Origin of the sequence: Methanomicrobium antiquum, assembly GCF_029633915.1 — an archaeon.
Classification (GTDB): domain Archaea; phylum Halobacteriota; class Methanomicrobia; order Methanomicrobiales; family Methanomicrobiaceae; genus Methanomicrobium; species Methanomicrobium antiquum.
In genome coordinates this window covers 863662-877589 of record NZ_CP091092.1, presented here as the reverse complement: position 1 = coordinate 877589, position 13928 = coordinate 863662, and the positions used below count along the sequence as shown (strand labels likewise).

Here is a 13928-nt window from a genome sequence, read left to right as displayed (position 1 = left end):
TGATTTACATGAAAAATTAGTTTCATGAATATTTTTTTAAAAAGTTAGCATTTTTATTATATTTCAATTTAATCAAATTCTGCGATATTTTATTTTTTCAGGATGATATTTTTCAGGCAGAATAAAATTATGCCAGGCAATCAATATACTGATAACAGAAAATGCATTTTATAAAAGCCAAAAGCCTTTTGTCTAAAAAAAACGGAATGAACGTCTTTCGCGGATGCACACACGGGTGCATATACTGCGATTCCAGAAGCGACTGCTATAATATGGGCCACGATTTTTCTGATGTGGCAGTAAAAATAAATGCTCCGGCACTTCTTGAAAAAGAGCTGAGAAGCCGCAGGAAAAGATGCATGATTGGGACAGGCTCAATGTGCGATCCATACATTCCTGAGGAATCAGAACTTAAAATCACAAGAAGATGTCTGGAAATTATTGAAAAATTTGACTTTGGCTTAAGCATCCTTACAAAATCAGACAGAATATTAAGGGATCTGGATCTCTTAATAAAAATCAACGAAAATTCCAAATGTGTTGTGCAGGTGACTCTTACAACATCTGACAACGATTTGTGCAAAATTCTTGAGCCCGGAGTTTGTACAACACAAAAACGCTTTGAACTTTTAGATACCTTAAAAGAGAACAATATACCAACAGTTGTCTGGCTCTGCCCGATTCTTCCATACATCAATGACACTGAAGAAAATATACGCGGCCTGCTCGGCTTATGCAAAGAGGCAGAAGTTTACGGAGTGCTCTTTTTTGGCGCAGGACTTACATTAAGGCCGGGTAGCAGAGAGTATTTTTACGAAAAATTAGATGAGCACTTCCCCGGACTAAAAGAAATCTATCAGATAAATTACGGGAACAGCTATGAGATATTAAGCCCGCACAATAGCCGTCTTGCAAAAATTCTGCATGATGTATGCAAAAAAGAAAGCATTGTCTGCGACAGGGATGCGGTATTTTCTTATCTTAATACCTATGAGGATAAAAGGCAAAAAAGCCTTGTCGGATATTTCTAAAAGCGCTGCTTGTGTATATTCAGAAAACGTTTTTTCAGAAAGTACTTTTTTGAAAAGTTAATCCGGATTTAAAAAAATCATTCTTTTTTGATTAAAGTAAATTCATAGACATTCCCGTTAAGCCTTACAGTTACAACTCCGGCTTTTTCAAGATCATCAAAATATCTTTTCACAATATTTCTAGAAGGATTAAGGCCGTATTTGTTCAGCTCAATGATTGTTCCGGTAACTGTTACAGGATGTATGCTGTTTTTGAGATAACTGATGATTACATCCCGAATTTCAGGAAAAAAAGCTCTTTTATTACTTTTGTCAATTTCAGATGCCTTTTTAAACTGACTCATAATATAAGTTAACCTTCCCGTAACTATAAATTATGGGATTTTGTTTAAAACCTAAGTTTGCCACATCATACAAATATGTTCCAACTGTCAAATTCAATAACGATTATTTTGGTTTTTTATTGTAATCCTGGCATATTTGGGCCATATTACTACTTATATTAATTATAGATGAAATAGTTTTGTAGTATTTATTTCAATAATCCCAGTTTTCATGAGCTAAAGGCGACTTATTCAACTCGTCCCGATATAATTTCCATTGTGGCATGAAATGGTCCATTAATTGCCTGAAATTATCATTATGATGCCTTTCAAGAAGATGCACCATTTCATACACAATAATATATTCAAGGCAAAGGGGAGGTTTTTTTGCAAGTTCAAGGTTGACCCAGATTCTGCCTGCTCCTGTATTGCAGCTTCCCCATTTTGTCTTCATCTTTTTTACACCCCAGTCGGAGACTTCAACACCGACAAGAGACTCCCATTTTTCTATTAGTGGAAGATATCAATAATCTTTTTTACCTCCCAACCCTCCGGGATCACCCCAACCTCGGTCTTCCTGTATCCTGCCTTTACCGCTTCACTGCTCATCCCAAATCCTCCAGCCTGTCGATAATCTTTAAGCCGTCTTTATCCATCTTTGAAAAGGCAAACCATTTCTTCCCTAAGTCTTTTAGGGAGGCGCCGAGATGATAGATCTCCTCTTTGTCGAGAATCAGGAAACGGTCATGGGAGACGGTCATTCTTTTTACTTCAACAGGCGGATACTGGGAATTGTGCTTTCTAAGGTCAAGTTTGAGCTGAGGGGTGATATTATGCGTATAAACGGTGGCACTTACACCCTCTTTTCTTTTTGAAAGCATAAGAAGCACTGTGTCATCAACGAAATTATCTACTAAAAAAACGGAACTCTCTGCACTTCTTATCAGGTCTGAGACAAAAGTATAGGCGTCAAATAGCTCACCGTCAAAGAAAACTCCCTGCTTTTGGCTTTTCTCCCCGCTTTTTAGAGCACTGAAAATCTTCCCGAAATTTTCCGCAGTTTCGATCTCAAACCTCATCTGCCGTTTTTCAACAGATTCAAGACGTGAAAAGAATTCGGCATTACTCTTTATGAAATGCCGCATCTGAACGAAAGCATCTATTATCTTTATGCTCACCTCAACTGCGGTATTGCTGTGGAGAACAGCAGAAAGCATCGAAACTCCCTGTTCCGTAAAAGCATACGGGAGATAACGCCTCCCGCCATGACCGTCACTTGAGATCACAAATTGTGACCTCAAGTTTTCATACTCCTCTTCTGTAAGCCGGAACCTGAATCTCTCAGGAAATCTTTCTATATTTCTCTTTACAGCCTGATTGAAAGACCTTGTTTCAACTCCGTATATTTTGGCAAGGTCACTGTCCAGCATTACCTGGACATTTCTTATTGTGTAAATCTTATTTTGGATTGCATCCCTGCCGGTATTCACCAGACCTCTTTCACTCATTCAATCCACCATTTTATGAAATATTTCAGGCTCAATTTCCGGATTAAATTGTGCAACAGGCTGTCGCACAAATGATAATTTTATAAAATCAAATCTGAAAAGTATGCCAATTACCAGTCAAATCCCATCCTTTTTAAGTGTTCATCCACCTTTGCGCTGAGTGCTTCGACCTCTGCCTCGATCTCCGGAAGGGTGTTTCATACCGGTCAGAAAGTTCTTTTATTCTTCCCGTAAATCTCTGTGATACGCGGTCTAGTTCTGATTTGATATCCGAACAGAGCGATGCCGCCCATTTATCGTCAACAACAAGCGTCTTTACCTCGTCTTCTGAAAGCGACCTGTATTTTTCAACAACCTTTGTGTAAAGCGCCTCTTCCGCTGATTTTACAGCCGCTTTTGCATCGGATTCCTTGTTTGAAAGTGCAATCCCTTTCTTCATCGGCATCGGGATCTTTTTTGATCTGTTTCAGACGCCCTGTGACGATTTGATGATAACAATGATTTTGGATATATTCTGGATAGGTTAAGAATTTTATTAAAATAAATTTTCATATACTTTTAGAGATTTGAACAGAAGATTTCTCAAATTTTTTCCGGGCTTTGGACCCGGATTTGAAAAAAGATCATAGTGTATATCCATTAAAAATTAAATCAGATCATAGCTAAGGCCTATAATGCTGAATAAATCATTAAAAAAAGTTTGTTCGTGAAAGTCGTTAATTATCAAATTATGAAAAAAAGCCAATATTAGCAATTTGGAAAAGTTAGGGCTTTGAACCCAATAAAACAAAAACGCCCCGGCCGGGACTTGAACCCGGGTCAAAAGCTCCGCAGGCTTCTAGGATATCCACTACCCTACCGGGACCTGCAAACAAAGAAGAACCAATGCCTTCTGTGCTTAAATAAATTAGATCTAATCACATATATATCTGTTTAAATTAGATTGAGTGGACACGATGATAATTTAATTTCTCTAAATATGATGTTTATTTTTAAATTTAAGAATTTATTTGAAAATTAAAATTAAATTCAGATAAAATGATATGACAATTTAAAAATCATACTTCAAGATTTTGAGGCGGTACACTAATGACAGTCTCAATCGTTGCAAGATTTCCGGTTATTTCAATATGATAATCGCCTGATTCAAAAACTTTAAATTTTCCTTTATCTGTTTTTTTCTGAAACCGGGGGATCTCATATTTATCCACAACCTCATCTGTAATTCTGTCATAAATTACCACTTCATAAAATGCAAGCGGATTTGGGGTCTCGTAAGTAACAGAATAATCACTCTTGGTTCCAAATTCACTGGTTCCGGCTTTTTTCTCAGTCACAGTCCGGACATTTGCCAGGTAGTCAAAAACCATCGGCGGGTAAATCAGATTATAATCAAATGAAACAGTTTCATAATTAAACGCTGTTTTGTCAACATAGATGACTGAATAATTATTCTCCACATTAATGCCATCAGAAGGCGGTATACTAAATGTTGGTCTCGGTTTAGGAGTATCTGTAGGCAAAGGTGTTGAAAGAGTAACAACTGATTCAGTAGATGTCTGTTTATCAATGTCAGAGATACTGTTTCCATTTCCGGAGGATGATGTAACAGAGGAGTCCTCCGGCATTTTGGCACACCCTGAAGTAAAGATTACAAATATTAAAAACACAAGAAGCAAAAAAACACCAAATGGTTTATTCATGTCTTTGACATTAGTTAGTTACATATTTAATTATTGATACTTACTTTCTAATTCAGAATTATTCAATAAGATTACAATATAATTTCGAAAAAAAACATACTGCTTCTTTAGATAAAATGAATAATCTTTTTTTTATAAAACAACATAACCTAGTCATGGATTCAAGTCACATACAGGATATTGATATAAAAACGGGAGTCATAACAGTTTCAACCACAAGAAATGAAGCAAATGATACAAGTGGAAATGAAATAAAAAAATTATTTTCAGAGAACAAATTAAATGTTGTATACTACAAAATTGTTCCGGATTCTAAAAAAGATATTAAAGATGCCGTAAATGAAGCACTTTCATCCTCAAACTGTATCGTCATAAACGGAGGAACAGGACTTACGCACGATGACATCACAATTGAAACTGTATTGCCGATGTTTGATAAAAAAATAGATGGCTTTGGAGAGCTCTTCAGGCTTAAAAGCTATGATGATATTGGAACAGGAGCACTTCTATCAAGGGCGGCCGCAGGAATAAAAGATAAAAAAGCAATCTTCTGCATCCCAGGATCAACAGGCGCTGTAAAGCTTGCAATGAACGAGATAATACTTCCTGAAATAAGGCATATCTTAACACACGCCGGAAAATAAGCAAAAAAAACTAAGATTTCTTTTTCAAAAAGATCTGATAAAAGATTTGAGCCGCAGAACAGCAAAAAAATATTGGAAAAATTTTCTAAATTAATTTATCCTCTGACACCTGCGGTTGCTGAAGGAACTTTTACCTCAAATGACTCTCCCCGGAGAAGTTTTTTAAATGACTCCCAGGTATCATCCAGAAATGAGCCGGCCTGCTTTACAAGTGGATGGTTGATTACCGGATCCAAAAAAGACTCAGGTGACATAGGCTCTTTTTTATACAGATATAGTTTATCTCCCTCATTGACAGTTAAAACTCTTGAGTCATGAAGCTCGACTACCGCATAGCCTTCTGTTACTGTCAAAACATCACCGTCAATTAGAGGATAACTAACAGTTGCCGGATAAGACAGTTTATTTCCACCACCTCTCCAGATTTTTCCTTTTCCCTCAATAAATTTTATGCTTCCGACATCACCATATTCTGTTTCCACATAAACTGTCCTGCTCCCACTCTCTGATTCTGTCACTTCAGGAGTTGCCGCCTTTGCAGAACTGCCGCCTGCTTTTTCAATCAGAATCGCAGTTCCGCCCGTGCCTCCGCCAAGCATAGTCTTTTCACTTCTGTCGACAAGCTGTATATCGGCAAAAGAGCCTTTCTGCAGGGTAATGACATCTTTGTGCTTTAAAGTGTCTCCTACCTGTGCAGGTGAAACGCTCATCCCGCGTGTGATGGTTACAGAGTATACACCAATATCATTATTTGCGGTTATTGATGTAATGCGGCCAAGAATATCCTCATCTGTGTAAACCTGAATTGTAGTCTGCGAAACCGCCTGACCGGTAGCCAAAGGAATGCAGAGCAGGATAACTCCGAGTATAAGAATTAAACGATAAGAACCTGATAAATATATCATAATAATGATTGATAAATCTCATATAAAAAACATTCATAAGCAATTGATTATATATGATTCTCAGGAAAAATTCCTGGTTTTAACATCAGTATTAACTTCATTAACCTTTTTTATCTCCATTAATTTTTTTCTATTTGTAAAAGAAGGTAATATCAAAAAAAAATAAGGGTTCCCATTATATCTTTTTAGAGCAAAAGAGGATTATATGATTGAATGGTCACATAATGAAGGAAAATCATTGAAAGACTTAAAACTTTATGCATTAAGTACTTGTGGACACTGCAAAACAACAAGAGATTTTCTAAACAGCCTCGAAGTTGCATATGACTACATATATGTTGATCTTTTAGAAGAGGATGAGCTTGAAAAAGTTTATTCAGAGATGAAAAAATATAATCCGGCAGGCTCATTTCCAACATTGGTTATTGATGGAAAGAAAGTAATTGTAGGCTCAAGGCTTGATGAAATAAGAAAGGAGATTGGTTTAGATGGCTGACATAGTCTCTGAAAGTATGATTGAAGAAAATTTTAAAGAGATAAAAGAAGATGCCCAAAATTCAGGCTATTATCTTAACACAGATGAAAAATTTGTAAAAGAGCTTGTATCAGGCATTCTCACAAACCGTATGAGATATGGATTTGAATCATGTCCATGCAGACTTACAATCGGAAAAAAGGAGAATAACCTTGATATAATCTGTCCGTGTGATTACAGAGATGATGATATAACAGAATATGGATACTGCTATTGCGCCTTATATGTATCAGAAGATGTAATCAAAAATAACAAAACACCAAAACCCATTCCTGACAGAAGAGGAATGAAAAAAGAAAAGAGCCTGTCAGAAACTTTTGAAGACAAAAATATCAAAGGTATGAAATGTTTAGATCTCAAATATCCCATATTCAGATGCAAAGTCTGCGGATATCTTTGTGCAAGGAACACTCCGCCGGAAAAGTGTCCTATCTGCAAAGCAGATTCGGAAAGATTTGAAAAATATATCTAAATATTTTAAAAATAAAATTTTTCATGTGAATTCTGAATATAAAGCAATTGACATAGTGTTAATACCGCCACCAGATATTGCAAAAACTGCTGTTAAAATCAACAGACTGCTAAACTCCTTAACAGGTGACAACTCACTTGTTTTGGACTTAAAATCATGCCTTCCTCATGTATCACTTGCTATGGGAACGGTGAAAACAGACTCTCTGGAATCTTTATCAGATGAACTTGACTATATCTGTAAAAAATACCTCCCGCTGGAGGCAGGATACAAAGACTTTAATGTCGTAAAGACATCAGATAATTCCCTTGTTTCAGGAATTGATATTGTAAAGGATGATGTTATTTCAAATCTTTCTGAAGATATCATATCTGCTTTTCAAAAGTATAATCTAAAGCGGGTTTCAGAGAATATGGTATACCCCGACAATAATAAAATTACTAAATTCACAATAGAATATTCATCAGATTATTTTTTAAATTCAACAGGAATTAACTTTTCACCGCACATAACACTCGGAAATGGAAATATTTATGAGTTAAAACAAATTCCTCTTATCCCATCCAAATTTATTTTTGAAAATCTGGCAGTCTGTCATCTTGGAAATCACTGCACATGCAGGGAAATCTTATGGCAATATCAAATATAGATACTTAGTTAATTTAAAAAGAGGAATTAAAACCATATATTATTTTTGAGCAAATTAATTTTTTTCAATAACAAATGAATTTTAATTAAAACTATCAACACGCAAGTTTTATTTAATTAAATCATAATTTATTTTGCAGAGGATTGAATTTGCTTTTTCTTGAAAAACTATTTGGTTTAAAAAAATACAATACAACTCTAAAACTGGAAATAAACGCAGGCATAGTCACATTTATGACTATGGCATACATAATTGTTGTAAATCCGGCAATTCTTATTGCCGCAGGAATTCCATTTGGCCCTTCAATGGTTGCAACTATTGTTACAGCAATTTTTGGCACACTGATAATGGGTTTTTATGCAAACAGACCTTTTGCAATAGCTCCTTACATGGGTGAAAATGCATTTATCGCATATACAGTATGTGGAGTTTTGGGATATCCCTGGCAAACAGCGCTTGGAGCAGTTTTTATCAGTGGAATATTGTTAGTAATTCTTACTGTCATCGGCGGCAGGAGGGTGATGTGTGAAGCAATTCCTGAAAACTTAAAATATAGTTTTGCTGTTGGAATTGGCCTTTTCATGGTATTTGTAGGTCTTGTAAACTCCAAAATTGTTACAATTGGAACAGAAAGTGCTCCTGTCCATGTAGGTTCATTAAACAGCCCTGAAGTAATTCTGGCAATTCTCGGATTTATTATAATCGCCGCATTAACAATCAGAAAGATAAAAGGAGCAATTCTGATTGGAATTATTGCCACATCAGCGATTGGATTTATCTTTGGTATTGTTCCATCCCCTGAAGCAATTATTAGTATGCCGCCCGATATCAGCCCGCTGTTATTTCAGCTGGACATTATTGGTGCATTTTCGTGGGGATTTTTTGCAGTTGTTTTAACAATTTTTACAATGTCTTTTCTTGACACCATGGCAGGTCTTATTGGTGTTTCAGCCAGGGCAGGATTTTTGGATAAAGACGGAAATCTGCCTGATATTGAAAAACCTTTTTTGGCAGATGCCATCTCAAACATAATTGCGCCAATATTTGGAACAACAACAAGTGGTGCTTTTATGGAGTCTGCAACAGGTGTTATGGCAGGCGGAAGGACAGGACTTTGTGCCGTTGTTGTAGCAGTTTTATTCGCTTTGGGTCTGTTTTTTTATCCGCTTTTATCAGTTATTCCTGCAGCGGCTACCGGGTCTGCAATGATAATGGTCGGGCTTTTAATGATGCAGCCTATAAAAAATATGAATTTTACAGAATATTCTGAGATTTTTCCTGCACTTGCAGTTATTATTCTCATGAGCTTTACATACAATATCGGTGTTGGTCTTTGTAGTGGTTTTGTCCTTTATCCGATGTTTAAGATAATTTCAGGAAAAACAAAGGAGATAAATAAAGGAACCTGGTTTTTGTTTGCATTGTGCCTTTTGTTTTTTATATTTTATCCATATTAAAAAATAAGATGAAAAATTTTAGTAATTCATCTTTTCAGATTCTTTAAAAAGTTCATTTAAGCAGAATATATGGTTATTATTACTAAATAATCACATGAAATTAACATTTTATTTGAATTAAAATTTACACGGAAAGTTGTATGAAAAGTTGCAGAAATATTTGTATCATAAATATTTTTTAAAAAAAGAATTTATTCAAATTATCTTAATTATTGAGATTTTTAAAAAATTTGTTATTTAAATGACTTTTTTATCTGATCAAGCCTTTCTTCCTGGAGTCTAATACTCATCTGCATGCTTTTTATTGCCTGAGCGATGTTCTCACCAATTTTGACCTCATCATCGTTTAGATTGTATGTTGATTCAAGAATTCTGAATAATCTTTTTGAGACATCAACACTTTTACTGAGTCTTTCATATTCTTCTACAATCTGATCCTCTATCCCTGCGTTTTTGGCATCTTCAACATCTTCAGTTATATTTTCCCTGCGCTTTAAAATATATTCAATTGCATCATATAACTGACGGTGTGTTGTTGGTTTCATCACATAGTCTTCAATATATGCCCCATATTCCTGTGCTTCCTCAGGGGTTAACTGCTTTGCAGTAAGCATCATCACGGGTATATTTTTTGTGTTGGGATTTGATTTAATATTCTCAAGAGTTTCCCAGCCATCCATTGGCTCCATCATGATATCGAGGAGGATAAGATCAGGAGTCATTTCTTTTAATTTTTCAAGACATTCAGGCCCGCTATAACAGGCAGCAGGTTCATAACCGCCTCTTTCAAGCATTGCAACAAAAACGTCTACAATCATCGGGCTGTCATCAACTACCAGAATACTGTACATTTATAATTCCTCCACCAATTTATCGGAAATATCGGATATATCATCTTTAATTTTAGATATATTGTCTGTTTTATTAATAATTATGACGATTAAGTTTTTTCGGCCTGCACTTTTTACAAGTATCATGCCGTCTTTGTTTTTAGTTTCCATTATAATTGAGTCAGGAGCACTTATGTGAAACGTACTGCAGGTAGCTTCTGCAGATGCATACATAGTTGCACCGGTTATTCCAAGAAATGGAGAGGGAGAAAGATCACTGTCTGATTTGCCCAGAATTTGTCCTTCGGTAGAAACTATTGCACAAGCCATTATACCATCCATCGCCATTATTCTTGAGACAAACCCATTTATTTTATTCTTTGAAGTGTCTCTTTCACCCATCTGCAAACTTCCTCACTCTAATCAATTGCTATTCTTATGTTTCTCATTACATATAATATTATAAAACTTAATTGTTATTTCATCATGAGTTCATATGGTTATTACCTAAAAATACACTTAGGAGTTAACCAATATAGTGTTAATCCCCCCCATCAGGTCAGAACTGAAAAAAATAAATATGAAATAAAAATAAAAACACCTTTTTAAAACCTGAGTGTCAGAATAAATATCGTTTTAAAATAAAAAATAATCAAAGCAAATCGTTAAAAAAACATCACTTTAGCATGTGATTATGATATGAAAAATATTTTTTTAAATTATTCTTCTTCAACGAATTTCTTCAATTCAGAAAAAAGATATTCATGGACTTTTTGTGCAGTATCTGCATCGCATCTGAACGCAATCAGATTTCTTACATCACCATCCATGTTTGCAAATTTCATCTTTCTTGGCCTGTCGATTATTTCTACCTGGAACTTCTCAGAAACATCAATAATTATTTTTCTGGGAACACCAGGTGGTACTATAACATCATATAATTTCTCGCCACTGTTTTCCATAATTCAAATCTCCTAAACTGCTTATTTTCCAATCTTTATACGCCGTGACATAATGCACGGACCGCCCCTTACTCCCCCAATAGGCTCTTTTGGCTTTCCAAGCGAACACATACATCTTCCCATTAAAGCCGCACCTCTTGCAAGCCCGTCATCTACGAAAAGAACATGCTCATAAGGCTTATCATAAAAGCCCCTCTCCTCAATTCCTTCCATTATATAATCAGGCTTTCTTCCGGAGATTGCGGCACGTCCTGTAAATCCTATTGAAGAGTTCGGCGGAACAAGTTTTTGTTCAGCGGCAACGTCAACAAGTCTAAGGGCAATTCCTGAACATACATGGTCAATTACGTCATTTAAGACACTTACGCCATGCTCTGTATATATTTTAGAGCCAATTGCCTTTAAGTCATCCGATGCATCGAAATTCACACCGGCATCACACCCAATCATAGCGATGCCTGACTTTTTGGCAATATCAGCAAAAACAGGCACTCTTCCAAATCTGTCTCTTTCAGGAGGAACAATTCTTATATCAATTAAATCATGAATCTGATCTTCATATTCCTTTACAATTTTTGTTTTTTTCTTGGAAAGATTGCTTCTTAGACTTTTATCCCCAAAAAGATCAAGAGCTGTTCCTGTATTATCCCTGACTTTACCGGTACCTCTGACAAGTGCATCAGGTATTGCACCCGCAAGTCCGCAGAAATTTCCAATAGTCTTTGCAAAAGGCCACTCGTCATCCGGTGAAACATCACTTGTTATTCGACCATCAAGAGTTGTTCCAAAGTCAATAGAAAGACAGGGATTTCTGAAATCGACATTTGTCCATTTTGCACCCTCTTTAATACCTGCCATTGCAAGTTCGCCCTCCATTTCATTGGCAACCATCTCAACACCAGATGATCCAATCGGAGGAGACACTCCTGCAACAGTTCCACAAAAGGTGAGTTTGTCGGCAAAACTATATTCTCTAAGTTTTTTGGATAGATTATCAATGCCCATCGGGGGAGTCATCTTCTTTGGAGGAACTCCGGCTTCGAGACATCCGTTTGCAAGTGCAATTACAAAATCGCCGACCTGATCAGGAGAGTCCATTGCCGCAACAACTCCTGTACTCCTTACAACAAAATCAAGATCATCTTTAATTGACAGATCAACATCCTTGTGACATTTAATCAGAGTGTCTCTTACAAGCTCTGTTACAGACTCTCTTGTTATTGCTGTTCCAACAAGCGTCTCACCAAAGACAGACTCACCAGGTTTTGGTGGCCGGACATCCCTGCTCATCATGACAGTCTTATTGATTATATAAGTTCTGCCTGTTTCCAGATTTGTTCCGGTTAAAATACATTTAGTAGTAGTATTTCCCATTTCAACAGAAGCTACAATAAAATAAGGTTTTGATTTATATTCAGGAAACCTCATACCGGCACCCTGTCCAACCACCGGAGGCGGCGGACTCTCTACGATATTTGGCATCTTTTTCTTAAAACTAAAAAAAGCACACATACAATAGACAATACTATTTTTTTTATGATTAAACCTTTCTTTTCGAATCAGTTCATTTTAAAATACAGTGTAAAGACAAAAAAAAGCATGAAAAAATTGTAAAAAATAAATTCAGGTTTCAGTTTAAATTCAGGATGAATCACTTTTTATTTGCAATAAGCTCTTTCATTCTTGCCTGGAAACCATAATATGCTGAAAATCCGACAGCATCATTCTGATCAATTGTTTTGCTCTCAAACGATACAAGATCGTCAGAATACAAAGCATTTGGAGAAGAGCGTCCCGCAACTGTTACACATCCTTTGTACAAAACGAGATCAACTGTTCCTGTAACTCTCTCCTGTGTTTTGTTTATAAAAGCAGTAACAGCGGCAAACAAAGGCTCATCAATAAGACCCATATATCCAAGTTCAGACCATTTATCATCAACAATTGCTTTAAATCCAAGCTCCTGACGGCTTAATATAAGTCTTTCCAGATCTGCGTGAGCCTTCAAAAGAACTGTTGCAGCAGGGTGTTCATAGATTTCACGCGCCTTAAGACCCAGAATTCTGTCCTCAATCATGTCATTTCTGCCCACACCGTTTCTTCCGGCTATCTGATTTAGCAAAACGATTAAATCCAGACCTTTCATCGTTTTGCCATTTATAGAGACAGGCACACCCTTCTCAAATCCTATCTGAATCTCTTCAGGTGTATCCGGTGCTTCTTTTGCAGAAACAGTCCAGCCATAAATATCATTCGAGGGATGAACAGACGGATCTTCCAAAACTCCACCTTCAATGCTTCTGCTCCAGCAGTTCTCATCAACAGAATAGGGTTTTTCTTTGGCAACACCTACTGCGACACCATGTTTTTCGGCATAATCCATCTCCCATTCACGTGTCAGATTCATCTCACGCATAGGAGCAATTATTTCAAGACCTGCTTTTCTAAATACAAAATCAAATCTTAACTGATCATTTCCCTTGCCGGTGCATCCGTGTGCAACAGTCTTTGCTCCTTCCTTTTTAGTGATTTTAACAATTTCTTCAGCTATTAAAGGACGGGCAAGGGCTGTGCCCATAGGATAGCCTTCATATGAGCCGTTTGCCTTAATAGAAGGAAAAAGCTGCTCTTCTACAAATCTGTCTTTTATATCAATAGTATAATGTTTATCAGCAATTTTTTTGCCCTTTTCAGTTGCCTTATCAATATCTTCTTTCGGCTGGCCAACATCGACTGCAACTGTGATTACTTCATCAAATCCATAGTGCTCCTTTAAAAGCGGTACACACACTGATGTGTCAAGACCGCCGGAGAAAGCAAGAACAACTTTTCCTTTTCCCATAAATGATACTCCTTAAATTTATAGTAATTTAATTACAAAATATGCTTTTATAATTGTATCTTAAAAT

17 protein-coding genes and 1 tRNA gene are annotated in these 13928 nt (G+C 36.3%); 6 read left to right on the top strand and 12 right to left on the bottom strand.

The features are described from left to right. Window positions 1-161: 161 nt before the first annotated feature. Window positions 162-1031: an SPL family radical SAM protein gene (locus L1994_RS04340; RefSeq protein WP_278100462.1), complete on the top strand. Its 870-nt coding sequence runs from the start codon at window positions 162-164 to the stop codon at window positions 1029-1031. A gap of 77 nt (window positions 1032-1108) precedes the next feature. Here L1994_RS04340 and L1994_RS04335 read toward each other — a convergent pair whose 3' ends face one another. The 6 genes from L1994_RS04335 to L1994_RS04310 form a co-directional block, all read right to left on the bottom strand. Continuing rightward, the gene (locus tag L1994_RS04335; RefSeq protein WP_278100461.1) at window positions 1109-1375 is read right to left on the bottom strand and encodes a hypothetical protein; all 267 of its coding nucleotides are present in this window, start codon (window positions 1373-1375) and stop codon (window positions 1109-1111) included. Window positions 1376-1568: 193 nt separating this feature from the next. Continuing rightward, entirely contained in the window at window positions 1569-1808 is a 240-nt protein-coding gene (locus tag L1994_RS04330) for a YgjP-like metallopeptidase domain-containing protein (protein ID WP_278100460.1), read from the bottom strand. Window positions 1809-1959: 151 nt separating this feature from the next. After that, on the bottom strand, window positions 1960-2862 hold the full coding sequence (locus L1994_RS04325) for an ORF6N domain-containing protein (protein WP_278100459.1): 903 nt from the start codon (window positions 2860-2862) through the stop codon (window positions 1960-1962). 133 nt (window positions 2863-2995) lie between these two features. Then, on the bottom strand, window positions 2996-3301 hold the full coding sequence (locus L1994_RS04320; RefSeq protein ID WP_278100458.1) for a hypothetical protein: 306 nt from the start codon (window positions 3299-3301) through the stop codon (window positions 2996-2998). 354 nt (window positions 3302-3655) lie between these two features. Then, a tRNA-Arg gene (locus tag L1994_RS04315) sits at window positions 3656-3727 on the bottom strand. 193 nt (window positions 3728-3920) lie between these two features. Then, complete coding sequence (locus L1994_RS04310) at window positions 3921-4490, bottom strand: hypothetical protein (RefSeq protein WP_278100457.1); 570 nt, start codon at window positions 4488-4490, stop codon at window positions 3921-3923. Window positions 4491-4720: 230 nt separating this feature from the next. On the opposite strand from L1994_RS04310, the gene L1994_RS04305 reads away from it, so the two are divergent. Further along, window positions 4721-5209: a MogA/MoaB family molybdenum cofactor biosynthesis protein gene (locus L1994_RS04305; RefSeq protein WP_278100456.1), complete on the top strand. Its 489-nt coding sequence runs from the start codon at window positions 4721-4723 to the stop codon at window positions 5207-5209. A 95-nt stretch (window positions 5210-5304) separates the two neighbouring features. Here the strand turns inward: L1994_RS04305 and L1994_RS04300 are convergent, their stop codons facing one another. Further along, on the bottom strand, window positions 5305-6114 hold the full coding sequence (locus tag L1994_RS04300) for a FecR family protein (RefSeq protein WP_278100455.1): 810 nt from the start codon (window positions 6112-6114) through the stop codon (window positions 5305-5307). A 205-nt stretch (window positions 6115-6319) separates the two neighbouring features. Here L1994_RS04300 and L1994_RS04295 point away from each other — a divergent pair, with 205 nt between their 5' ends. The 4 genes from L1994_RS04295 (at window position 6320) to L1994_RS04280 (ending at window position 9227) form a co-directional block, all read left to right on the top strand. Beyond that, window positions 6320-6610 carry a glutaredoxin family protein gene (locus L1994_RS04295; protein ID WP_278100454.1) on the top strand — a complete coding sequence of 97 codons (291 nt, stop codon included), beginning with the start codon at window positions 6320-6322 and terminating at the stop codon, window positions 6608-6610. After that, the gene (locus L1994_RS04290) at window positions 6603-7121 is read left to right on the top strand and encodes a ferredoxin-thioredoxin reductase catalytic domain-containing protein (RefSeq protein WP_278100453.1); all 519 of its coding nucleotides are present in this window, start codon (window positions 6603-6605) and stop codon (window positions 7119-7121) included. The genes L1994_RS04295 and L1994_RS04290 overlap by 8 nt, the downstream gene beginning before the upstream one ends. Window positions 7122-7146: 25 nt before the next feature. Next, on the top strand, window positions 7147-7770 hold the full coding sequence (locus L1994_RS04285) for a hypothetical protein (protein ID WP_278100452.1): 624 nt from the start codon (window positions 7147-7149) through the stop codon (window positions 7768-7770). 149 nt (window positions 7771-7919) lie between these two features. Continuing rightward, entirely contained in the window at window positions 7920-9227 is a 1308-nt protein-coding gene (locus L1994_RS04280; RefSeq protein WP_278100451.1) for an NCS2 family permease, read from the top strand. Window positions 9228-9460: 233 nt separating this feature from the next. On the opposite strand, the gene L1994_RS04275 is transcribed toward L1994_RS04280, so the two are convergent. From L1994_RS04275 to L1994_RS04255, 5 genes are all read right to left on the bottom strand, one after another. Then, entirely contained in the window at window positions 9461-10078 is a 618-nt protein-coding gene (locus L1994_RS04275) for a response regulator (RefSeq protein ID WP_278100450.1), read from the bottom strand. After that, window positions 10079-10459, bottom strand: a complete 381-nt coding sequence (locus L1994_RS04270; RefSeq protein ID WP_278100449.1) for a roadblock/LC7 domain-containing protein — start codon at window positions 10457-10459, stop codon at window positions 10079-10081. Window positions 10460-10776: 317 nt separating this feature from the next. Further along, entirely contained in the window at window positions 10777-11019 is a 243-nt protein-coding gene (locus tag L1994_RS04265; protein ID WP_278100448.1) for a hypothetical protein, read from the bottom strand. Between the two features lie 21 nt (window positions 11020-11040). Further along, window positions 11041-12531 (bottom strand): methanogenesis marker 14 protein, encoded by a 1491-nt coding sequence (locus L1994_RS04260; RefSeq protein WP_278100447.1) that lies wholly within the window; start codon window positions 12529-12531, stop codon window positions 11041-11043. 139 nt (window positions 12532-12670) lie between these two features. Beyond that, entirely contained in the window at window positions 12671-13861 is a 1191-nt protein-coding gene (locus L1994_RS04255) for an argininosuccinate synthase (protein WP_278100446.1), read from the bottom strand. Window positions 13862-13928: the final 67 nt, after the last annotated feature.